The 22,360-nt window shown below is 50.0% G+C and carries 16 protein-coding genes; 9 read left to right on the top strand and 7 right to left on the bottom strand.

The window, feature by feature from the left end; genetic code table 11:
• Positions 1–7 precede the first annotated feature (7 nt).
• Genes BM200_RS10830 through BM200_RS10840 form a run of 3 tightly spaced genes read left to right on the top strand, consistent with a single transcriptional unit; the run spans position 8 to position 5,102 of the window.
• Positions 8–847 (top strand): carbohydrate ABC transporter permease, encoded by an 840-nt coding sequence (locus BM200_RS10830; protein WP_091184942.1) that lies wholly within the window; start codon positions 8–10, stop codon positions 845–847.
• A gap of 4 nt (positions 848–851) precedes the next feature.
• On the top strand, positions 852–3,284 hold the full coding sequence (locus BM200_RS10835) for a family 43 glycosylhydrolase (RefSeq protein WP_091184945.1): 2,433 nt from the start codon (positions 852–854) through the stop codon (positions 3,282–3,284).
• A gap of 60 nt (positions 3,285–3,344) precedes the next feature.
• Positions 3,345–5,102 carry a glycoside hydrolase family 2 protein gene (locus BM200_RS10840; RefSeq protein WP_091184947.1) on the top strand — a complete coding sequence of 586 codons (1,758 nt, stop codon included), beginning with the start codon at positions 3,345–3,347 and terminating at the stop codon, positions 5,100–5,102.
• Between the two features lie 52 nt (positions 5,103–5,154).
• Here BM200_RS10840 and BM200_RS10845 read toward each other — a convergent pair whose 3' ends face one another.
• The gene (locus tag BM200_RS10845; RefSeq protein WP_091184950.1) at positions 5,155–7,065 is read right to left on the bottom strand and encodes an LTA synthase family protein; all 1,911 of its coding nucleotides are present in this window, start codon (positions 7,063–7,065) and stop codon (positions 5,155–5,157) included.
• A gap of 457 nt (positions 7,066–7,522) precedes the next feature.
• On the opposite strand from BM200_RS10845, the gene BM200_RS10850 reads away from it, so the two are divergent.
• On the top strand, positions 7,523–8,662 hold the full coding sequence (locus BM200_RS10850; protein WP_091184952.1) for a transglutaminase domain-containing protein: 1,140 nt from the start codon (positions 7,523–7,525) through the stop codon (positions 8,660–8,662).
• Between the two features lie 64 nt (positions 8,663–8,726).
• Here the strand turns inward: BM200_RS10850 and BM200_RS10855 are convergent, their stop codons facing one another.
• Positions 8,727–9,875, bottom strand: coding sequence for a virulence factor (locus tag BM200_RS10855; RefSeq protein ID WP_091184954.1), 1,149 nt, complete (start codon positions 9,873–9,875; stop codon positions 8,727–8,729).
• 160 nt (positions 9,876–10,035) lie between these two features.
• Here BM200_RS10855 and BM200_RS10860 point away from each other — a divergent pair, with 160 nt between their 5' ends.
• The 4 genes from BM200_RS10860 (at position 10,036) to BM200_RS10875 (ending at position 15,273) form a co-directional block, all read left to right on the top strand.
• Complete coding sequence (locus BM200_RS10860; RefSeq protein WP_091184957.1) at positions 10,036–11,004, top strand: MBL fold metallo-hydrolase; 969 nt, start codon at positions 10,036–10,038, stop codon at positions 11,002–11,004.
• Positions 11,005–11,089: 85 nt separating this feature from the next.
• Complete coding sequence (locus BM200_RS10865) at positions 11,090–12,160, top strand: Gfo/Idh/MocA family protein (protein ID WP_091184959.1); 1,071 nt, start codon at positions 11,090–11,092, stop codon at positions 12,158–12,160.
• Positions 12,161–12,365: 205 nt separating this feature from the next.
• Positions 12,366–13,985: an ABC-F family ATP-binding cassette domain-containing protein gene (locus tag BM200_RS10870; protein ID WP_091184962.1), complete on the top strand. Its 1,620-nt coding sequence runs from the start codon at positions 12,366–12,368 to the stop codon at positions 13,983–13,985.
• Positions 13,986–14,376: 391 nt separating this feature from the next.
• Positions 14,377–15,273 carry a cation diffusion facilitator family transporter gene (locus tag BM200_RS10875; RefSeq protein ID WP_091184964.1) on the top strand — a complete coding sequence of 299 codons (897 nt, stop codon included), beginning with the start codon at positions 14,377–14,379 and terminating at the stop codon, positions 15,271–15,273.
• Positions 15,274–15,326: 53 nt separating this feature from the next.
• Here the strand turns inward: BM200_RS10875 and BM200_RS10880 are convergent, their stop codons facing one another.
• The 4 genes from BM200_RS10880 to BM200_RS10895 all read right to left on the bottom strand — a co-directional run bounded on the left by BM200_RS10880 (position 15,327) and on the right by BM200_RS10895 (position 20,189).
• Positions 15,327–16,178, bottom strand: a complete 852-nt coding sequence (locus BM200_RS10880; RefSeq protein WP_245773012.1) for a polysaccharide deacetylase family protein — start codon at positions 16,176–16,178, stop codon at positions 15,327–15,329.
• Positions 16,179–16,207: 29 nt separating this feature from the next.
• On the bottom strand, positions 16,208–17,401 hold the full coding sequence (locus tag BM200_RS10885) for an acyltransferase (protein ID WP_091184970.1): 1,194 nt from the start codon (positions 17,399–17,401) through the stop codon (positions 16,208–16,210).
• A 138-nt stretch (positions 17,402–17,539) separates the two neighbouring features.
• Entirely contained in the window at positions 17,540–18,955 is a 1,416-nt protein-coding gene (locus BM200_RS10890; RefSeq protein WP_091184971.1) for an NAD-dependent malic enzyme, read from the bottom strand.
• Positions 18,956–19,073: 118 nt separating this feature from the next.
• Positions 19,074–20,189, bottom strand: a complete 1,116-nt coding sequence (locus BM200_RS10895) for an MGDG synthase family glycosyltransferase (RefSeq protein ID WP_091184974.1) — start codon at positions 20,187–20,189, stop codon at positions 19,074–19,076.
• Positions 20,190–20,516: 327 nt separating this feature from the next.
• On the opposite strand from BM200_RS10895, the gene BM200_RS10900 reads away from it, so the two are divergent.
• A complete protein-coding gene (locus BM200_RS10900) occupies positions 20,517–20,906 on the top strand; it encodes a kinase-associated lipoprotein B (protein WP_091184976.1) in 390 nt (129 codons plus the stop codon).
• 48 nt (positions 20,907–20,954) lie between these two features.
• Here BM200_RS10900 and BM200_RS10905 read toward each other — a convergent pair whose 3' ends face one another.
• A complete protein-coding gene (locus BM200_RS10905) occupies positions 20,955–22,250 on the bottom strand; it encodes a stalk domain-containing protein (protein ID WP_091184979.1) in 1,296 nt (431 codons plus the stop codon).
• Positions 22,251–22,360 lie beyond the last annotated feature (110 nt).

Consider the following 22,360-nt stretch of genomic DNA (forward strand, 5'->3'; position numbering starts at 1 on the left):
CTACGCAATGGCTAATCAACGCCGTCTTATAAATACGATGATCTACGTGCTGCTGCTTGCGGGTTCCGTTATTATGCTGGGCCCGCTTGTATGGACCGTATCGACTTCGCTGAAAACACAGCAGCATGTGTTTGATGTACCGCCGCAATGGATTCCCGAACCGTTGACCTGGCTCAACTATAAGGATGTATGGTCGAAGGCACCGCTATTATACGGCTTTATGAACAGCGCCATAGTCGTTGTTACTGTTCTTACTGTCGGTTTGTTCGTCGCAGCGATGGCTGCTTATGCCTTCTCCAAGTTTGAATTCCCGTTCAAGGAATGGATCTTTATGGCGCTTCTCGGAACGATGATGATTCCGTATTCAGTCGTAATGATTCCGCAGTATATCGGGTTCTCCGAGCTGGGCTGGGTGGATACGCTTGCCCCTCTCATTGTTCCGGGGTTATTCGGCAATATCGTGACGATCTTCTTCTTCCGGCAGTTTATGCAGGGCTCGATTCCGAACGATCTGATCGATGCGGCCAAAATCGACGGCTGCGGCTACTTCCGGACATTTACAACCGTAGCGCTTCCGATTGCGAAGCCGGCGATCGCCGCACAAGCCGCGCTTGGTTTTATGGGCATCTGGAATGACTTTATGGGTCCGCTGATTTACCTGCATACGCCAGAGCGTCAAACGATTCAGGTTCTTATCGCAAGCATGCAGTCCAACTATATTTCCACTTCAAACTACCCGTCTCTGATGGCGGCATCGATTGTTGCCCTTGTGCCGGTCGTTATCGTGTTCTTTATGGCGCAGCGTTATTTCATCGAATCGATGGCAATCAGCGGTATTAAGGGGTAATGACATGAGCGCATGGCAAATGAAACGATCCCTGATCGGCTTTGGCATCGCGGTTGTACTGGCAGCAGGAGGAGGGGGGATATGGATGATGACGCAGAAGCAGGATGAAGCGAAGGTCAGAGAAGGCTTAACGCTGGACCGGACCTACCAGAATCCCATGATGCTGGATCAGGAATGGGAGGATTACGGCATCGGCGATCCTTATGTGCTCCGCTATAACGGCAAGTATTACTTATATTGCAGCACGAAGGACTGGCGGGTCGGCATTAAAGCCTGGAGCTCCGATGATCTGGTGAACTGGAGCTACGAGGGGCTGGTAACGGAAGAGCCGCTCACCGAAGGTGCTTATGCGCCTGAGGTTGTCTATTGGAACGGTTCCTTCTATATGTATACCTCTCCGGCAGGCAAAGGCCATTATGTGCTGCAAAGCGACAGTCCGACAGGACCGTTCACCGTCAAGACCGACAATCTTGGACTTACCATTGACGGCTCCGTTTTTATTGACGATGATGCCAAGTGGTATTTCACTCATGCGGAATCCGGCGGGATTATGGCAAGCCCTATGAGCGATCCCTATACGATCGAGGCAGGCGATAAGCTGAATACGTCGCTTGGGCATTGGACGGAAGGCTCGATGATCATTAAGCGAAACGGCGTTTATTTCATGACTTATACCGGCAATCATGTTTTCTCCAAGGGCTACCGCGTGAACTACGCAGTGGCGCATGAGTCGCCGACAGGCCTTTATACGATTCCTGATAACAACCCTATTATAATGTCGACAGATACAGATTTTAACGGCCTTGGCCATAGTGCGACGGTTCTTGGACCGGATATGGACTCGTATTACATCGTTTATCACAATTTGGCCGGCAAGTCAGCCGAAGGGCCGCCGGTAAGAAAGCTCAATATGGATCGGTTAACTTTCAACGGGGATAAAATGTCCGTGCTTGGTCCAACGCATGGCATGCCTGCTCAGGCGCCGGAACTTCCGGCGTTCCGGGATCCGCTGGGCGACAGCCCAGGGGCCGAGAAATGGCAACCGGCAGACGTTTCCGGAGCAGATGAGTCTTGGGTAACGACTGTTTCAACGGAAGAACGGTTTACCGCGGAGTATAACGTTGTCGTGGACAACGGGCAGTCCGTTCCGTCTTCCGGTGAATTGGAGACGATCTTCTCCTATACCGATGAAGACAATTACCGCAGTGTCCGGATTAATCCGGGCAGACGTTCCATTTCTTTGTCGGATACGGAAACGGGACAAGAGGTTCAGCAAGCATCATTGCCTGAAGGCATGGACTTCTCCAAGCTGCATACGGTTCGGGTAGAAGCGGACCAAAACGGAACACGGGTGTATTGGGATGGGCTTTTACTTCTCGATAATCAGCAGCTGACGGCAAAAGCCGGACGGATCGGTTATGCCTGGAAAGGCGGACTGAAGCCGGAGCTTCATTACACTGCGTTCACGAATGAAGCGGGCGGCAGCAGCGACAATAAAGCGATTAAGCAAGTACCGGGCACGAAGGAAGCTGTTCATGCCGCATCTATTGGTCAAGAAGGCATCACGGTTCATCGGGAAGGAACTCCTGACGGCAGCTACTCGGCTGAGCTGAGTGGCCCGGAAGCCGAGCTGGCATTCCCGGTATATGTACGAGCGGATGGTGACTATACCGTTGCCGCGATGGTATCGGATGCTTCAGCCGGCTCGACGCTAGAGGTGGAGGCCGGCGGCGTAAAACGGTCCGTGAAGCTGAAAGCGGAGGCATTCGCAACCGAGGACGATTCTTCGGAATGGATGAAGGTTCCGCTTGGAAAATTCTCATTAAAGCAAGGACTGCAGTGGCTGACCGTTGCGAAGGGGAAGGGCAGCCCGGACATCAGGTTCATCGAAACGAGTGAAGCGGCTGTATTAGAAGGCGAGCAGGAGGTCAGCTTCGACCCGGATTCAACTTTTGGTGATTGGCGGGTAGACAACGGGACGACTGGACTGCTGCTGGACGGCAATAATGCGATGATGTTTGGCGGGGATACCCGGTGGACCGATATGGATCTTAGCGTCCAGGTTACGCAGACCGAAACAGCGGAAGGCGAAGCTTCGATTCTGCTGCGTACAACGATGGAATCCTCGTTCCGCGATCAGGTAGCAGATTCTTTCATCGGCTATGAGCTGGCTCTGCGCAACGGCAGAATCATCTTGCGAAAGGTCAGCTATGAAGTAAATCAGGAGCTGACTTCTGGCGTGCTTGAGCTGGAGAACGGCATAGCCCGCGAGATTCGAATCAAGCTGGATGGCACCAAAATCAGCGTGTATGACGGCGATCAGAAGGAACCGCTTCTTGAATGGACGGACCGGAACGCGTTTTTGCATGGCCGGGTAGGCTTAAGAACAAGCTCGTCAGGCTGGCAGTTCAGCCATATGAAAGTATCAGCGGAATAACTAACTTTTTTCATAAATACAACGCAGCAAATGAAGCGTAACAGGGAGCAGGGAAACCGTATGACAACCAAAATGTACATCAAAAACTACCCGCGGCCGCAATTCGCCCGCGAGCAATGGATCGATCTGAACGGAGAATGGAATTTTGCATTTGATGATGCGAATACGGGCGAAGCTGGTTTGCCTTCTCAATTCACCGGCGATTTGAAAATCAACGTACCTTTTACGTATGAGACGCAGGCAAGCGGAATTGGCGATGAAAGGCATCATCCTTATGTGTGGTATAACCGTACGCTTGATATTCCGGCGGATGCGGAAGGCTCGCAAGTGCTGCTGCATTTCCAGGCTGTAGATTATGTTGCAAAGGTATGGGTGAACGGCACTTACGTAGGTTCGCATCAAGGCGGCTATGCGGCATTCTCCTTTGATATTACGCCGTATATTACCGCTGGCGGAGAGAATCAGCTGACGGTCAAGGCAGAAGACAGCCAAGACGCCACGCAGCCGCGCGGCAAGCAGCGCTGGGTGAAGGATAATTTCGAGTGCTTCTACGTGCAGACAACAGGGATCTGGCAGTCGGTATGGATGGAGTTTGTGTCTCCCGTCCATGTAGACTCTGTTAAGATCACCCCGGATATCGACAATCGTACCGTTCGGTTCGAATACCAGGTAGAAGGTGACTATTCGGCCTCCGATATTCGTCTGGAGACGGTCATCAGCCTGAAAGGCAAGCAGGTCAAGCAGCTGAGTATGATCATTGACCGCCCATGGCTGCAGCTTGATGCCGATCTCGTTCATGAGGTGAACGGACCATGGAAGCACAGCAACTGGTCGCCGCAGCATCCGAATCTGTATGATGTGGAGTTTATTTTGTATAAGGGCGATACCAAGCTGGATCACGTCTATTCCTACTTCGGCATGAGAAAGATCTCGATCGAAAAAGGCCGTGTTCTGCTTAATAATGCGCCGCTCTATCAACGGCTTATATTGGATCAGGGTTATTGGCCGGAGAGCCATCTGACCCCGCCTTCGGAAGAAGCTTTGATCGAAGACATCGATCTTATCCTGGCGATGGGCTATAACGGCGTACGCAAGCATATGAAGGTGGAAGACGCGCGGTTCCTGTACTGGTGCGATGTGAAAGGCCTGCTCGTCTGGTCTGAAATGGCTGCTACCTTTGAATTTAATGATAACGCCGTTCATAAATTCACCAAGGAATGGATGGAGGTTGTGCGCCAGCAGTACAATCATCCTTCGATCATCACTTGGGTTCCATTTAATGAATCCTGGGGCGTCATGAATATTAAGAAGGATAAGAAGCAGCAGAAGTTCACCGAAGCGATCTATCATTTGACCAAAAGCTTTGATCCGTATCGTCCGGTCATTACGAATGACGGCTGGGAGCATACGGTGTCCGATATTCTGACCCTTCACGACTATGTCGAGACGGGGGAAGAGTTCGAGAAGCGCTACAGCAACAAGGACGAAATATTGAACAACGAGCGTTCCTTCAACCAATGGAAGTATGCTTTTGCAGAGGGTTATGAGTACAAGGGACAGCCAGTTATTGTAAGCGAGTTCGGCGGGATCGCCTTCCAGACTGAAGCAGGCTGGGGGTATGGCAATCAGGTAAGCTCCGATGAAGCATTCCTGAACCGGTTCCGCAATATTCATCAGGCGATTAAGGACAGAGATTACATCGTCGGCTACTGCTATACCCAGATAACCGATGTCCAGCAGGAAGTGAACGGGCTCTTGACAGCGGACCGCAAGCCGAAAATCCCGCTCGAGAAGATCCGTGAAGTTAATCTGTTGTAAAAGAAATCCCCTCCCGATAAGTAAACGGGAGGGGATTTTGCTGTGCTTTTTATTATTTCGCGGAAGCAACTTGTGTGCTGTCATTCGGCGACTTGACTTCGCTCTTGCTCCATTTCGGCAGAGAAGCGACATATTCATCAGACATGCTGATCAAACGATGTGCTCTCGTATAGGTGTCTTCGGTATCCTGCGGAATTGTTGTTGAGCCGCCTGCGAGCGGGTACGTGCTGCCGTCAGCATAACCGGAGCCCGGTATAAATGCGCCTTTATCCGAGATGAACGAACCGGAAGGCAGATAATAACGTTGTGGCAGGATGTTGCTTGTATGATTGAGCAGATCCTGGCCGAAATGGACTTGGTCCTTGATGGACACGCCAATCAAATTAGATAAGGTCGGGAAAATATCCGATTGTCCGCCGACCTGCGGGAATTCCTGGTGAGGTTCATTTGGCACGGACATAATGAGCGGGATATTCATCATATCCGGCAGCGTGTAGTCACGGCCGTAAATTTCTTTCATCAGCTTCTTCTCATCGTTATCGAGCGAGTAAATCGGAAGGCCTTGATGGTCGCCGTACAGTACGATGACGCTGTTATCCCAGACCCCGTTTTTCTTCAGCTCGTCAATGAACTGGCCTAGGGCGTAATCCGCATAATTCTGTGATTCAATATAGTCTCCGACGAGCGTGTCTTTATAACGCTCCGGCAGCTCCATCTTATATTTGCTCTCCGGGATACGGAATGGATGATGACCGGACATGGAGATCAGCTGAGCATAAAACGGCTGGCCGGTTTGCTGCATGCGCGCAAGCTCATCAGCCGACTTCGCATACAGAACCTCATCGGACGGACCAAAGGCAACGGGGTCTTCTTTGCCAAAGAACCGGTCATCATAATATTTGCCCCAGCCAAGTGCTTTATACAGCTGATCGCGGTTCCAGAACATTACACTGTTCGTATGGAAGGTAGCCGTTTGATAACCGTTAGCGGCAAAAGCCTTCGGCATGCTTGGCAGCTCTTTATCGGCATAAACCTCGGAAGCCGCGCCGTTTGGCGGTACGTAAAGCGATGTATTCACAACAAACTCCGCGTCTGCTGTGTTGCCCTGGCCGACCTGCTGGAAGAAATGCGGGAAGTAGAAATGATCGGCAGCCAGCTTGTTCATGTTCGGCGTAATTTCCTGACCGTCGATTTTCAAGTTAATCAGGAAGTTTTGGAAAGCCTCAAGCTGAATGATAATGACATTTTTTCCTTTGGCCGCTTCCCAGTATGCAGGCTGAGCGGGCTGGGCGCTTCCTTTTTCCTGCTCGACCATAGCCGGAGTTACTTCCTCCGCATTAATCGGCAAGTCTTTGGAAGGAGCAAACGTTGCGTAAAGCTCATAGTTCAGGATCCCCATGTTCTTCGCCTGCTGGAATTCATTCATATCCTGGCGGTAAGGGATAATGGCTGTTGCGCATGCGGCAACAGCCAGCACTTGTCCGGCTACGAACCAGGTGCGTCTGCCTTTAACCGACAGGGTGCGGCTCCAGGTACGGAATCGCTTGTTGCTTGCATACAGAATGAACAAGGCAACAATGTCGGTGAAGATAAACAGGAAATACGGATCCATAAGGGAGATTACGCTGCTGTTTACCTCCCCGACCTGATTGACCTGCCGCAATTCATGATAAGTAACAATAACGCCGAAATACTTGTAGTACATAATAACGGCAAAATAAATTCCGGTCAGAATCAAGTCGCAAATCAGATAAGTCATGAACTTCTTTCTGTAGGCGAACGATTCAATCAAGCAGAAAATAAATCCAATAGATGAAATGCCGGTCAGCAGCATTTTGACAATATCCCCAGTCCCGCCATCAAACACGATGATCCAGACGAGAAGCATTTTTAAAATCATGATGATGGAAAAGACAATAGAGGGCTTATTAAGAAGCGCTTTCCACCGATACCCGTTACTCAAAACCAATCGTCTCCCTTTCCTTCAGTTAACGGCTGCCGCATCTTGCCGAAAGCAGCTCGCGACTTGCGCGTTAGTAATAGGTTTGTTTAATTTCTCGCTTACATGCATGGTAAACAGACGAAAAAGTGCTGCGGGGATTTGACGGGCGTACATCTGCCTCCGAGCACGGTGTGAAAACTCTCAAATATGACTTATAATTACAGCTGTTTATTATTACTTTACTACTATAATTCATTGCTATAATCAAATGCAAGATGACCAAATGCCACTCCAACAATTACATGATTACCCTATCAATTATTTAACACGAAATCTTATCTTGCCATAGTGAAAAAGAGTCCGTTATGATAAGTACACGACTTACAATTTTATATTTTAGGTACTGCTGTGTTTATAACGTTAGGGAATCGCATAAAATGAAGAAAGTAACTAATATTCCCGAAAGCGGGAGGTACCTATGCGAAAAACAGGTTGGAAGATAACGGCAGTTGCAGCCCTTCTTGCTGCATCCATTGGTTTGAACATGAAATCCGATCTGTTCTCTGTATTTGCGTCAGCCTCAAGTAGCGGCGGCACGATAGATCAGCTCGAAGAGGAGCTGGCATCTCATTTCCAAAGCAGATCCGAGCATTTTACTCTTCAATATAAAGGAGACAAGCACAAGCTTTCTGACGGGCTGCAGAATACAATCAATGTGGCGTTGTCCCAGGATGATTATACGGCTTATATTCTTGACTCCTATTTATATACGATTCGCAGCTGGGGCAATCTGTCCACGATTAAGCTGGAGGCCAGATACCGCGAGACAACGGAGCAGACCGCCGTTGTTGACGAAATGGTAAGTAAAGCAATCTCCCGGATTATTACCCCGCAGATGAATGAGCACGAGAAAGTGAAGGCCATTCACGACTGGGTTGTCGACAAGCTGCAGTATGACGAGACCTTGAAGCATTACACCGCATACGATGCCCTGACGACGGGAACGGCCGTATGTCAAGGTTATTCGCTGCTCGCTTATAAAATGCTCAAAGCTTCCGGTATTCCGGTTCTGATTGCAGAAGGCAAAGTGAAAACGGGCGATCATGCTTGGAATATGGTGGAGCTAAGTGGCAATTGGTACCATCTGGATATGACCTGGGATGATCCGGTTGTGAAGCAGGCTGGCACGCAGCAGGCGGAATCCCGTCTCAGCTACAACTATTATTTAAAAACGGATGAAGAGATGCGCGCTGATCATCAATGGGTGAAATCCTATCCGGCAGCGACGCAATCGTACAGCAGCGAGCTGAGCAGGCTGGAGAGCACGGACAGCGCGAAAGCGGACGTTTACGAGAAGCTCACGACTGATCTTGGTTTGCATTGGGCGGAGCCTGAGCATACCGTTGCAAGTCTCGTCGAACTGGAGCAGGATATCCGCGAGGCCGTGATGGAGGAGCAGACCAGCATGCATTTCCGTTATCTCCATGGCTCAGAGCTGGCAACGGATCTTCCGACAGCGTTCAAGCAGGCGCATGTATCTGTCCGCTACTCGGCCCATTATGAGCCTTACGGCAACGACGGTTCGATGCTTGTGCAGGTGCAGCTGGATTATCAATAAAAAATGAAGAGCCGTATCCCTTGCAGCTAATCTGCTTGGGATACGGCTCTTATTTGGCTTTAGCCTATTGCTGCTCGCGGTTACGGGCGGCGGTCATTTGCTGCCATACCGATCCTGCCGCTTCCTCGCCGCGCTCAATACGCTCCAGCGCGATCTGAGCCTGAAGCTGGATCTCGAACTCGGCATCCTTCGCCGCCTCGCGCAGTGCCTCTACGGCGCTCTCATCGCCGGCTTCATACAAGAAGCGTGCGGCACGCCAGCGGACAAGCTTGTTCGGATCGCGTAGCGCTTCAATCATCGGTCCGGTAGCGGCGGGATCGCCCCAATCGGACAACGTATCGCCTGCGGTACGGCGCACGGATACGGATTTGTCGCGCAGCGCCTCGAACAAGTACGGCATGGCCTCCGGTGTGCGAAGATCGCCGAGGTATACAACAGCAAGCCGGCGGATTGACATGTTCTCGTCATGAAGGGCTCTGGCGATCAGCGGCAGCAGTTCCGGTTCCGGCGACATTCTCTCCATTGCGGCGTAGCGGATTTGCCATTCCGGCGAATCCAGCCGTTCCGAGATTTCTTCGGCAGACAAAGGCGCCGGTCTTGCAGGTGCGGCAGGTTCTTCGCCCGGACCAAGCGCCTGGGCTGCGGCAATCAGCTCCTGCAGCCGGTCAGTTGTGTAAGCAGCATCAAGCTCCTTCACGATCTCGGCAGCAATCTCTTCAAGCTCGCCATAACGGATGCCGAATTCCTCCAGCATCCGCTCGCGGATCATCGAAGCACCGGCTGCCTCGGATACGGCATCGGCGAATTTAGGCGGCAGCGCGGAGCGGGCTTCACGCTCGCCGTTCTTCACGCGCACCTGCATCGGAATTCCTCGAAACATTTGCACAAGTACATGGGCCTCGCCATAACTTTCGGCGGCAAGAGCAGCTCCTCCTGCGGCATCGTCGCCGTCACTGCCGCCTTGCAGCAGTGCTCTTGCATCGGCGAGAATTCGTGCCCAGTCCGCATTGGATACGCGGTCCAGCGCGATGAAGTCGGCCGTGCGGAAGATACTCCGCACTCCTTCAATGGCAAGCAGCGAGCGGAGCGGCTCCGGTGCGGAGTCCGACTCTTTTTTCGTATAGGATTGTCTGACGCCGCGCGGGAGCGATTCATCCACATTCAGCTTCATGGAATTTGGGCTTGGGGTTGGTTCTATCGAAATAAGTTTCATGATCTTTATGCCTCCCGTTCACTAACTTGAGCTTATAATCATAGTGTACATGAAAAAAACAGCTTTCGCGAATACCGCTGACTAACTCATAAAAGTTGATTGGACATTCCCAAGTTGGTATCTTTAAACTACAGGACAAGACAATCAGGAGGGATGAACGGTGAGGCAGCATAAATTTAAGAACATCGAGCCGGTGCCGCTGCATAATTCCATGAAGCAATTAAAAAGATGGCGGCAAGAGCGGCTTCGTAAAATAAAAACGAAGGATTATTCGTATTCTGTTCCTAACGTAGAGCCGGACCTGAACTTTTTGCATCAGAACCGGACCATGCCTTCTTTGACATGGATCGGGCATTCGACCTTCTTCATTCAGCTTGCCGGTAAGAACATCATGACGGATCCGGTCTGGGCCGGGCAGATGGCTTTCCAGAGAAGATTGGCACCGCCGGGTATACCGATTGATGATGTACCCCCTGTTGATATCGTCCTTATCTCCCATTCCCATTACGATCATCTCCATATCCAATCGCTGCGCCGGCTTCAGGGCAGCAAGCTGATGCTTGTCCCGGCTGGACTTCGTTCGAAGCTTAGGCTGAAGGGGTTTACGAATGTCAAAGAGCTTCATTGGTGGGAGTCGGTTGTGATTGACGGCATCCGTATTACCTTTGTGCCTTCCCAGCATTGGACCCGGCGCAACCTGTGGGACATGAACAGCTCCCATTGGGGAGGTTGGATCATGGAGCCGGTTGAAGATGATTCGAAGGATCCGACGATATATTTTGCAGGGGACAGCGGTTATTTCCCCGGCTTCAAGGAGATCGGCAGCCGTTTCCGTATTGATGTGGCGCTTATGCCAATTGGAGCTTATGAGCCGGAATGGTTTATGGGTCCGCAGCATGTAACGCCGGAGGAAGCGCTTCAGGCATTCGAGGATACCGGGGCCAAATGGTTTGTTCCCATGCATTACGGTGCGTTCAAGCTTGCCGATGATACGCCGCGCGAGGCGCTTGACCGGCTCGAGAATGATCGGGTTAGACGGGATCTCGAAGAGCAGCGGATCAAGATTCTGCCTCATGGCGAGACCTGGCGCTGTCCGAATCGTGAAAATAGCAAACGAGAACAAGAGTAAGCCAAATAAGCACAATGACTCTCCAGGGCCGGAGAGCTATACTTATGATATACAAACGTACGTCTTTAGGAGGAAACTAGATAATATGAGTCAGCCTATCCGTCTTGGCATAATTGGTGCAGGGGCTATTGGTAAAGTCCATTTGGAAACATTCGCGAAGGTAGGGGCAGATTCGGTCTATGTGAGCGCAATTACAGATGCTTATTTACCGCTTGCCGCACAAAGAGCAGAGGAGTTTGGCGTGAAGACGGTTCATCCGAATCCGCAGGCTTTGCTTGAGGATCCGGAGATTGATGCCGTTGTGATCGGCGTGCCGAACCAGTTCCATGCTCCGCTTGCAATCGAAGCGTTAAAGCAGGGCAAGCATGTTTTGCTCGAGAAGCCGATGGCGATTGATGCCGAGGCTGCGCGGACGATCTATGAAGCGCAGAAGTCTTCGGGCAAAGTGCTGATGATGGCGCAGCAAATGCGCTGGACCGGCATTAACCGTGCAATTAAAGCCCGGATTGAGAACGGCGATTTGGGCCGCATATATAATGTGAAGACAGGTTGGTTCCGCAAAAAAGGAATCCCGGGCTGGGGCTCGTGGTTTACCCGCAAAGACATGGCAGGCGGCGGACCGCTTATCGATATCGGTGTTCATATGCTTGATCTGGCCCTTTATCTGATGGGCAATCCAAAGCCAGTGTCCGTCTACGGCTCCACCTATGCCGAGTTTGGTCCGGAGCGCCGCGGCATCGGCACCTGGGGAACGCCAAACTGGGAAGGCTATTATGACGTTGAAGACCTAGCAACTGCGCTTATCAAGCTGGACAACGGCGCAACGCTGTCGCTTGAAGTGAGCTGGGCTGCGCATTCGGCAGGCATGAGCCAAGATCCGTTCGTGCATCTGATGGGCAAGGAAGGCGGCGCAGCGCTGATTGGCAATGACGGCAAATTCGTCACCCATGAAGGCGACGAGGTGGTGGAGTCCAACATCGATCCGCTCGAAGGCGAAGAAGACCGCGTGCTGCTTAGCAAGCATTTCATCGAATGCATTAACGAAGGCAAAGAGCCGATTTCCTCCGCGCTTTCGGGCTATACCAACAGCCGTATTCTGGATGCGATCTATGAATCATCCCGCAGCGGCCATGAAGTGAAGTTGAACTGGGATTAAAAAGAGCGGCCGTGGACACGGCCGCTTTTTTGTTGTTATCGTCATTCGTTTAGTGCAAGCGGAGCGATAAGAAGAACATTTGAATGCGCAGTTTGCCATTTAAACTGCATTTATCTTTTCCCATTGGGTGTAATTGAACGTTCAGACTGTGGTATAATGGTTCGAGATAAATTGAGTTTGGAAAAGAAGGACGGGATTAAATAAAATGATTAGTACAAGCGGCATAACACTTCGCTTCGGGAAGAAGCCACTGTTCGAAGATGTAAATATTAAATTTACGCCAGGCAACTGCTATGGCTTGATTGGTGCCAATGGCGCCGGTAAATCGACGTTTCTGAAAATTTTGTCCGGCGAGGTTGAACAGTCCAGCGGCGAAGTTCATATTACGCCGGGCGAACGCCTTGCCGTATTGAAGCAGAACCATTTCGAATACGATGAGTTCGCCGTGCTCGAAACGGTAATTATGGGCCATAAGAAGCTTTATGACGTGATGAAAGAGAAAGACGCTCTTTATGCTAAAGCAGACTTCACGGACGAAGACGGCATGCGTGCAGGCGAGCTTGAAGCTGAATTCGCCGACATGAACGGCTGGGAAGCAGAATCGCAAGCAGCTGAGATGCTGAACGGTCTGGGCATCACTCCTGATCTGCATGACAAGAAGATGGCTGAGCTGGGCGGCAACGAGAAAGTCCGCGTCTTGCTGGCACAAGCCTTGTTTGGCGAACCAAACATCCTGCTGCTCGATGAGCCTACCAACCATTTGGACATCGAATCCATCCGCTGGCTGGAAGATTTCTTGTCCGGCTACGAAGGCACTGTCGTTGTAGTCAGCCATGATCGTCACTTCCTGAATACGGTATGTACGCACATTGCGGATATCGACTTTGGCAAAATCCAGATGTACGTGGGCAACTATGACTTCTGGTATGAGTCCAGCCAGCTGGCTCTCGCTCTTCAACGCGGCGAGAACAAGAAGAAAGAGGATAAGATCAAAGAACTGCAGGCATTTATTCAACGCTTCAGCGCGAATAAATCCAAATCCAAGCAAGCGACTTCCCGTAAGAAATTGCTGGACAAAATTACGCTCGACGACATTCGTCCATCGAACCGTAAATATCCTTTCATCAACTTCAAGGGCGAGCGCGAAGCGGGCAAATCCCTGCTGCTTGTTGAAGGTCTGACGAAGACAATCGACGGCGAGAAAGTGATCGATAACCTGACGATTGCCGTGAACAAAGGCGACAAAATCGCTTTTGTTGGTCCTAACGGCCTTCCTAAAACGGTATTGTTCCAACTGCTCATGGGCGAGATGGAAGCTGATTCCGGTACGTACCAATGGGGCGTTACAACAACGCAAGGCTACTTCCCGAAAGACAATGCGCCTTACTTCGACGGCGTTGAGCTGAACCTTGTGGAGTGGCTTCGCCAATACTCCAAAGATCCGGACGAAACGTTTATCCGCGGATTCCTCGGCCGTATGCTGTTCTCCGGCGACGATGCGATGAAGAAAGCAACTGTTCTGTCCGGTGGCGAGAAAGTACGCTGTATGCTTTCCAAAATCATGTTAAGCGGTGCAAACGTGCTTGTCCTCGATGAGCCTACGAACCACTTGGACCTTGAGTCCATTACGGCGCTTAACAATGGTTTAACAGATACGGACTGCACGGTTCTGTTCACATCGCATGACCATCAATTCGTGCAAACAATCGCGAACCGCATCATGGAGATCACGCCTAACGGTTTGATCGACAGAATGATGACTTATGACGAGTACCTCGAGAGCGATGAGATTAAAGCTCTCCGCGAGCGTATGTACGCGGTATAAATAATCAATATTGAGCCGTACGATTTCAAATTCGTACGGCTTTTTGTTTTTTTATATTTTATATGAATTTGCTTTTTGTAAGGAGATCACCTATCTGTGCGGAGTAAAAGGTTTGAGCCGGAGAAGCGCAGCGTTCGCCTTTGTTCCCGGATTTCAACCGCTTAGCCCATTGATTAAAGAAATACGGGGAACAACAGCGATTGGAGGTCCAAACCTTTTACGCAGCACGATGGAGTCCCGAGCAATAGCAATCCCTTATTATAAGTTTCCTCCATGCATAAAAGTGCGTATATGGTAAACACTGTTTCTCTAGACCCACATCCATTTGTTCGGGTATGATAACTCATATTGCATTCATGGATTAATGATGAAATGAGGTTAGGGGATATAAATGAATCAGTATGAAGAGATCAAGCAGGGCGAGAAGGGAGCCTTGGTCAGCATCGGCGCGTATATCGGGCTGTCGGCCATCAAGCTTGGCGCCGGCTATTGGTTCGCCTCTGGAGCGCTCGTTGCGGACGGGTTTAATAACCTGACGGATATTGTAGCATCGGCAGCCGTACTGATCGGCCTGCGAATATCGCAGAAGCCGCCTGATAAGGATCATCCATACGGACATTTTCGAGCGGAGACGATTGCGGCTCTGATTGCCTCGTTTATTATGGCTACGGTAGGTTTGCAGGTTATTATCAATACGGTACGCTCCTTATTCTCGGAAGAGCAAACGGTGCCCTCACTGACTTCTGCGTGGGTCGCTTTGTTTGCTGCTGTCTGCATGGGGATTGTTTATGTCTATAACCGCAGGTTGGCCAACCGGATTAACAATCAGGCTCTGCATGCGGCGGCCAAAGATAATTTATCGGATGCGCTCGTCAGTGTTGGTGCAGCGATCGGTATTATTGGCGCCCAGTTTGGCATGCCTTGGCTTGACCCGGTAGCCGCGCTTGTAGTGGGCGGTATCATCTGCAAGACGGCTTGGGAAATCTTCTACAGCTCGACCCATGCGCTTACGGACGGCTTTGATGCCAATGAACTGATGACGCTCCGTTCTACTATTGAACGGACCAAAGGCGTCGAATCGATAAAAGATATTAAGGCCCGCGTACATGGAAGCAATGTTCTGATCGATGTCATTGTGCAGGTTGATCCCGGCTTGTCGCTTATCGAGAGCCATCGGATCAGCGATGAGATTGAGCAGCGGATGGAGGGGAAGCATAACATTATGAGCGTTCATGTGCATGTGGAGCCCCATGAATCCGGCACAGCGGTTGGTACTCCGCAATCATAAGTCCCAAAATAAAAACCTTAGCCGTCCCGGCTAAGGTTTTTATTTTGGGATCGTCATCCGTATTTCTTCATCATCTTGAGGAATTTATTGGCCGTAAGCGCCGGTGTGCCGGCATTCAGGCGGAATACTTCATCGGAACCCGGTCTATTGATGCCTGGATGTGTAGTGAAGAATAAAGCGACGCCTGCATTTTTCTCAAGCTGCTTGGCTGTGGAGTTAAAGGCGCCGAACGGAAAAGCGATCATCTGACGGGTATTATTGAGCTCTTCCTTCAAACGTTTCTCCATCAGCTGCGCATCAGCTGCAACGCGAGCCGTATATTCCTTTTTGGTTTCGACCCGGCCTTTATCTTTCAGGTAGATTTGATTGGTTAGCATAGGGCCTTTCTTATGTCCTTTTTTATCGAGCGGAACATAGTCATGCTGATTGTAAGTATGGCTGTAGAAGCTGAAGCCCTCGGCTTTAAGCTTGCGCATGGTATCCCAGGACAAATGCTTGGTGTGTACATTTTGTTTGTCGCTGCTTGCGCCAATAATGAAATGAGTGGCGACAAAATTATTTTTCTTCAATATCGGTACCGCATATAGGTTAAAGCTTTCATAGCCGTCATCGAAGGTAATGACGACTGCATTATCCGGTACCTTTCCCTTGTTCTGCATGAAGTCCATAAACTGCTCAACACTGATGACATTGTAGCCGTTCTCTTTCAGAAGCTTCATATGGGTGCCGAACCGGCTGGGGGAAATCGTTGCCCCGCTTTCCTTCATATCAATATGATGGTACATGAGGACAATAACCTTGTTTTTGTAATGTGCAGGTTTGTTATTAGCAGCGTTCAGCTGATACTGAGACACTGGCCAAGTGATCGCAATGGCGATGACGAGGAGTGCAGCAATCACTTTCATTCTCAAACTTATTTCCTCCTACAGATGAATTACGCGTCCAGCTGTCTTTCCGGAAGAACCGGCTGTGCAGGCCGTTTTTTCGGCCTTGGCAGATTACCGAAGGCAATCCAGTTAAACGGCACATAGCGGGCGAAGAAGCCAACAACGATCCAGGATCCAATGAGGGCGAGCGCAAAGCCTCCAAGATACCAGAAATGAAGCAGCCAAGCCGTTCCCGTATCAAGCGGATATTGCCGGTAGACGAGCAGGAAAAATGGATGAATCAGATAAATGCCAAACGATAATGCACCAAGCCTTGCAATTAGACGGGTTAGGACCTTTGGCAGTTTTCTGGATAAAATAAAGGATAATTGAATTAATACAAGGGCCGTAAGCACCCCATGAATATTCCAAACGAGATCGAACAATGTAGTATTAAACGAATCGCGGTGGAGTCTGGTTTCGTAATACAGGTACACATGCGTTAATCCGGCAGCGATCCAGCAAACCCATAAGGCAATCCATGTGGCTACGCGGGCTGCGGTAGCATGTTCTCTTGCAATGATAACCCACTGTTTTATTTTCGGATAATAGATTCCGAGAGCTGCTCCAAGCAGATAATACGAGAAATAAGAGAATGACCAGCTGCCTCGGTTAGGAACCGGTGTCTCCAGGCCGTATTTATTAAGCATGAAGAAGCCCCACTGGAGGGCAATGCCCGTTGGAATCGCCCATTTGACCGTGCGCGGATATTTTTTCATCAGCCACAGGAACAACGGGAACATGAGATAAAACTGAATATTGATGTACACGAAATACAAATGCGTATAGGCCTTGCCGGTTAATATTTTATCGATGAAAATATCAAATTCCGTTGATAACGAACGGTCCGGGTAATAAGTGAAATGCAGAATTGTAAAGTAAAACAAAGAGAAGACCAGATACGGAATAATAATGTACAGCAGACGCTTCTTATAAAAGCTTCCAAGCAATTGCTTGTCCAAAGGCCGGGAGTAATAATTATAGAAGAGGACAAAACTGCTTAGAAAGATAAAGGTTGTTGTACCGATTTTCATGAAAATATTGAAAAAGTTATAAAGAAAAAAATAATTCGAATTTACCATATCAACAGTGGCAAACGAGGTTGAGTGAACGGACAGAACACCGATAATGGCCATTGCCCGTACGAGAAGCAGCTCAGGGATATTTTCCCTTTTCTGCAATGATGCTAAAGCCTTAGCCATTCGTTAAACATCCTTCCTGCGGTGTCATACTATTAAACTATTAACCTAGTTATTATAGTATAAACGGACAGGCATGCACAACAATTTGTCTTAATCTCCCATTCGAGATTAAGACAAAATTGTATTATATCGCTTTCCTTATTCCCGTGGTCTTCTGCGGGCTGCGCCGCTGTCCTGCGCGGCTTGGATGACCCGGCGGCGAACTTCTTCGACAACTCTCGTATTAAATACGCTTGGAATAATATAGATTCTGCTTAACTCATCCTCGCTGATGACGGAGGCGATGGCTTCTGCGGCGGCGAGCTTCATTTGCTCGTTGATGGTGACCGCGCGGCTGTCCAGCGCTCCTCGGAAGATGCCGGGAAAGCAGAGAACATTGTTAATTTGATTTGGATAATCGCTCCTTCCCGTAGCCATGACAGCAACAATATCCTCGGCAAGCTCGGGCCGAATTTCGGGCTCGGGATTGGCCATGGCGAACACAATGGGATCAGGTGCCATGGATTCAATATGCTCTCTGGTCAAAATGCCGCCAGCCGACACCCCTATAAATACATCGGCATTTGCGAGCGCTTCTTTTAGCCCTCCGCTGATACGGGCTTCATTTGTATGCTGTGCATACCACTGCCACATTGGATGGCTGTAAGTACGATCTGCTGTCAGAATGCCTTCGCGGTCAACGCCGATTATATGCTTTGCACCGCCTGCCAGAAGCATTTTCGTACATGCCGTCCCGGCAGCGCCAATCCCGCACACGACAAACCGCGTATCCTCAATATTTCGTTTCGTCAACTTTAAGGAATTCAGAAGTCCTGCGTACAGCACGACGGCTGTCCCGTGCTGATCATCGTGGAAAACCGGAATATCAAGCTCGTCGCGGAGCCTGCGCTCAATCTCGAAGCAGCGCGGTGCCGATATATCCTCCAGATTAATACCGCCGAATGCAGGGGCGAGATGCTTGATGGAGGCAATAATCTGCTCGGTATCCTGCGTATCGAGGCAGATGGGGAAAGCATCCACGTCCGCAAATTGCTTGAACAGCATCGCTTTGCCTTCCATCACGGGCATTGCCGCATAAGGGCCGATATTGCCCAGGCCAAGCACTGCGCTCCCGTCGGAGACGACGGCAACCGTATTGCGTTTGATGGTGAGAGTGAATGCCTTCTTGGGATCGGCTTCAATGGCTTGGCAGACCCTCGCGACATCCGGCGTATACACGCGTGATAAATCATCCCGGTTTTGTATGGGGGTTTTGGGCTGTATCGTTATTTTTCCGCCAAGATGCAAAAGAAAAGTGCGGTCGGACACATGCCGGAGGCGAATGCCCGGCACGCTCTGAAGAGCGGCTTGCAGCCGTTCGGCAGCACCGGCTTCCGCAATCTTGACCGTCAAGTCCCGTATGCTAATCTGCTTGTCGGTTTGAATAACGTCAATGGCTACAATATCGCCGCCTGCCGCTTCAATGGCGGAGACGGCTTTGCCGAAATACGCCTGCTGGGTATCGATCTCGAGACGCAGAATGATTGTTTTTCCGTCCATGCTCCGTTCCTTCATCCTAATCCGCTCCCTTTGCTATTCGACTGCGATCTACGTATCCTTCTCTATAATAACAATAACCGGAAAAGGTTTGTACTATTCGAACGGGGGAGGATTTTGTGCAAGCAAAAAGCCGTCATTGCAACAGCTGCAAGACGGCTTTCGGACAAGTAAGCGGATTATATTCTTCGTTTCTTTTGTTAATCAAAGCTTGGCGGTAACGAGAAGATGTTTCTGTCTGCTGAATTGCAGCCATCCATCTGTCGACCGTTTCGGTCGTCTCCAGCATCTCGCCGAAGCCGTTCCTGATGAAGTACTCGCAATTCTGCTCTTCCTGTCCGGGAATCGGCTCATAGAACAACATCGGGATGCCTTTGCTCATGCCCTCTGTACAGGTCATGCCTCCCGGCTTTGTTACAAGCACATCCGCTACGTCCATCAGCTTGCTTACTTCTTTGGTGAATCCGATAACCCGGATGTTCTCGTGCTTGAACCTCGGGTTCGCAAGCATCTTTTCTTTCACTTTATCATTGTTTCCCACGCAAAAAATAAACTGAATGCGATCGCGCCATTTCGTCATATATTCCAGCAGGCTGTCCTCGTACATAAGTCCCCAGCCGCCGCCCATAATAAGGACGGTAGGCAGCTCCTTCAGGCCAAACTGCTGTCTGATCTCTGCTCTGTCATAGCTTTTCCAGAAATGAGGATGAACAGGAATGCCGGTGACATCGATCCGGTTATCGGGAACACCGTGGTTAATGAGCTTGTCCTTCACGAGGGAGGACGATACCAGAAATTTGTTTACCTCCTGGTTCACCCACGAACCGTGCGCATCATAATCGGTTATGACGGTGCAGAGCTTAATGTTGAGGCCAAGCCGCTTCAGCCGGCTGACAACCGCGTTCGGAACAGGATGCGTGCAGATAACAAGGTCCGGCTTAAGCTGGGCGATGACCTGCGAGGTATGGGTATAAAACATCCGGTGAAGCGCAAGCTGCATGAATCGATTAAGCGATTTTTTATAATTGCTGCGGTACATCAAGCCAACCATCTTCGGCTGCTTGCTTACCGTTTTGCGATAGGCGGAAATGATTAAAGGTCCTAGCACGGGATTAAGAAAATTGCCCAGCTCCATCACGCGGGTCTGTATATCCGGGTTGAGCTGGCGCAGGCCTGCTGCCAACGCATGCGCGGCTTGCGTGTGCCCTGATCCGAATCCTTCGGAGAGCAGGAGCACTCTTTTCTTACGCATAATGTCACCTACTTTTCTAGTTCCATATTACGACTCTGCTCGATTTAAAACAAGTCATCCTGCTATTGAAGTTGCAGGTGCGATAGTCCTATATCGGGCTGCCCGCGCCGCAAACGTATAGATCATGGTTGATTTGCAAGAAAATATTCTTATATGATAGGGTGAATTGCTGCTGGGTAAATAAATATTGTTCAAAGTACTAAGCGGTATTATAGCACATTGGAAATAAGTAGCGAGCATTCAAATGTGCAAATTAGGCACGGAAATTAAAGGCTATGCTTACGAAGCAAGAATTGCTTCATAATTCTTTTTAGGAGGACTCTACATATGCAAGAGATAAATCGTGATTTTATCGTTCCCGGCGCGATTGCCAAGGCGGATGTAAGATCAGGACAGTATATTGGTGAAATTGTTGAAGTGAACGGGCCGCGTGCTGTATTTAAGGTGCTGGCGGTATTGAAGCATCCCGAACAGGGGGATCTGCATCATCCCTATAACCCGGATGTTGCGATGTTCCATGAGCGCAGAGCTTTGAGCTATACGGAGAAAACAAATGTGCCGCTTCGGGATCTGAAGCCGTTTGACGGGGATGTGCCGGATTACAATGTCTCGCTGCATGAGGCGGTTGCCGCCCAGATCGCCGCGCTGGACCGTCTGATGCGCTGGTCCGCGCGCGGGCTGGAGCTCTTGAAGGAGTTACGAAAGGAATATAAGTAACTAAAATAATTTCTTCTACTATATGAGCCGCTTTGCGGACTGCGGCATTTATTTATTAATGAAGGCGGTTTGCATGGTGCTGCGGTAAGTGACCTGGAGGCCAAGTGCTTCAGACAAGGCGGCAAGCGGCAAATAGGTTTTGGTTTCCTTGCCTGATTTAAGCAGGAATGCTGGCGGTGTAGTCAGCTTGACCTTCTTGCCGTCGATCGTTACATAAGCGGAACCAATCGTAAAGATGACTTTATGGCTGTTATAGGTGACGGTTGCGCTTTGGGCTGCATTATTCCAGCCCAGTTTCGCGCCTAAGGCGTCCGTAATATCCCTCATCGCTACAAAGCTCCGGTTGCTGCGGAGAACGGGAGGAGCGGATCCGGCAGGCAGTTCTTTGCCGTCTACTACAACAGACATTTGAACATTAGCCAGACGCGGGCGGACAGTCCGGTAATCCCCCCAAATCGTATTCGCAAACGCGCGTCCCATTGCCGCATAACCCTTATGATTCGGGTGGATATCACCTTCGGCAATGGAAGTGAACTCAAGCTCATGGCCTACAAACAAGCTGCTGACATCAGCGATTTGCAGCTTGATACCGTCTTTCGACACTCGGGTGCTGACTTGATCTAGCTTGCTCCGCAGCTTGGTTACGCCGTCAAGCAGGAGCTTGCGTTTAGCTTCGGGGTACAGCTCGATCGTGGCAGAGCCGAACTTCACCGGGGCCGGAACCGGCAGATATTGATCCGAGATAACCAGTTGCGCTTCCGGATTTAGGGCCGCTATCGTTCGGATCGAGGCTTCGAGATCTTTTTCATACTGATCCAATACGGTTTGGATATATGTAGTAACTTCCTCGGCTGTTGCGCCGGAGTCCAGCTTGCTCATAACGGGAATAAGATCATTTCCTCCGATCGTTAGAACGATTAGGTCCGCAGATTGTATGGATTTAGCCATTTGAGCCGTTTGTCCGACAAGGTTGTCCTTGCGCGGATCCTGCAGATTTTTCTGAATGTCATCGGGCTTGACGGATCGCCCCCCGGAGACGGCCTGGAGCAGCAGATTTAGTCCTTCAGCCTTGAGTCCGATAATCCCGTAATTGACATATTCCGCACGAAGGCCGTGGAATAACGCCTGCTCGTACACTTGCTCGACATAACCGTAAGGAATGGATTTCTCGGTATAACCATGCTCATATCCGGCGGTCAGGGAGTCGCCAAGCGCGACTATCTGATAAGGCTCAGGCTCTCCGGATGCTGCTGCTCTGGATGACCCTCCCCAGGCTGATACAGTTAAGATGATAAAGGCCAGTATTGCACATGCGAATTGAAATTTCCTTGATTTGCTATACAAATGTTCATCCCCCTTTTGATAAAATGTTAGGCATAGTATAAGAACACGAACAATGTGCTGTAAAGTAAAGTTTTATCACATTCATAAAAATATTAAATTGATTCCCTTTT

Source organism: Paenibacillus catalpae (assembly GCF_900112695.1).
Classification (GTDB): domain Bacteria; phylum Bacillota; class Bacilli; order Paenibacillales; family Paenibacillaceae; genus Pristimantibacillus; species Pristimantibacillus catalpae.

Bases quoted from the DNA above. Each gene is read 5' to 3' on its own strand.
- BM200_RS10830 (WP_091184942.1), top strand. From the start codon at position 8: ATGGCTAATCAACGCCGTCTTATAAATACGATGATCTACGTGCTGCTG.
- BM200_RS10900 (WP_091184976.1), top strand. From the start codon at position 20,517: ATGCAAGAGATAAATCGTGATTTTATCGTTCCCGGCGCGATTGCCAAG.
- BM200_RS10885 (WP_091184970.1), bottom strand. From the start codon at position 17,401: ATGGCTAAGGCTTTAGCATCATTGCAGAAAAGGGAAAATATCCCTGAG.
- BM200_RS10850 (WP_091184952.1), top strand. From the start codon at position 7,523: ATGCGAAAAACAGGTTGGAAGATAACGGCAGTTGCAGCCCTTCTTGCT.
- BM200_RS10865 (WP_091184959.1), top strand. From the start codon at position 11,090: ATGAGTCAGCCTATCCGTCTTGGCATAATTGGTGCAGGGGCTATTGGT.
- BM200_RS10890 (WP_091184971.1), bottom strand. From the start codon at position 18,955: ATGAAGGAACGGAGCATGGACGGAAAAACAATCATTCTGCGTCTCGAG.
- BM200_RS10835 (WP_091184945.1), top strand. From the start codon at position 852: ATGAGCGCATGGCAAATGAAACGATCCCTGATCGGCTTTGGCATCGCG.
- BM200_RS10840 (WP_091184947.1), top strand. From the start codon at position 3,345: ATGACAACCAAAATGTACATCAAAAACTACCCGCGGCCGCAATTCGCC.
- BM200_RS10855 (WP_091184954.1), bottom strand. From the start codon at position 9,875: ATGAAACTTATTTCGATAGAACCAACCCCAAGCCCAAATTCCATGAAG.
- BM200_RS10875 (WP_091184964.1), top strand. From the start codon at position 14,377: ATGAATCAGTATGAAGAGATCAAGCAGGGCGAGAAGGGAGCCTTGGTC.
- BM200_RS10880 (WP_245773012.1), bottom strand. From the start codon at position 16,178: ATGAAAGTGATTGCTGCACTCCTCGTCATCGCCATTGCGATCACTTGG.
- BM200_RS10895 (WP_091184974.1), bottom strand. From the start codon at position 20,189: ATGCGTAAGAAAAGAGTGCTCCTGCTCTCCGAAGGATTCGGATCAGGG.
- BM200_RS10870 (WP_091184962.1), top strand. From the start codon at position 12,366: ATGATTAGTACAAGCGGCATAACACTTCGCTTCGGGAAGAAGCCACTG.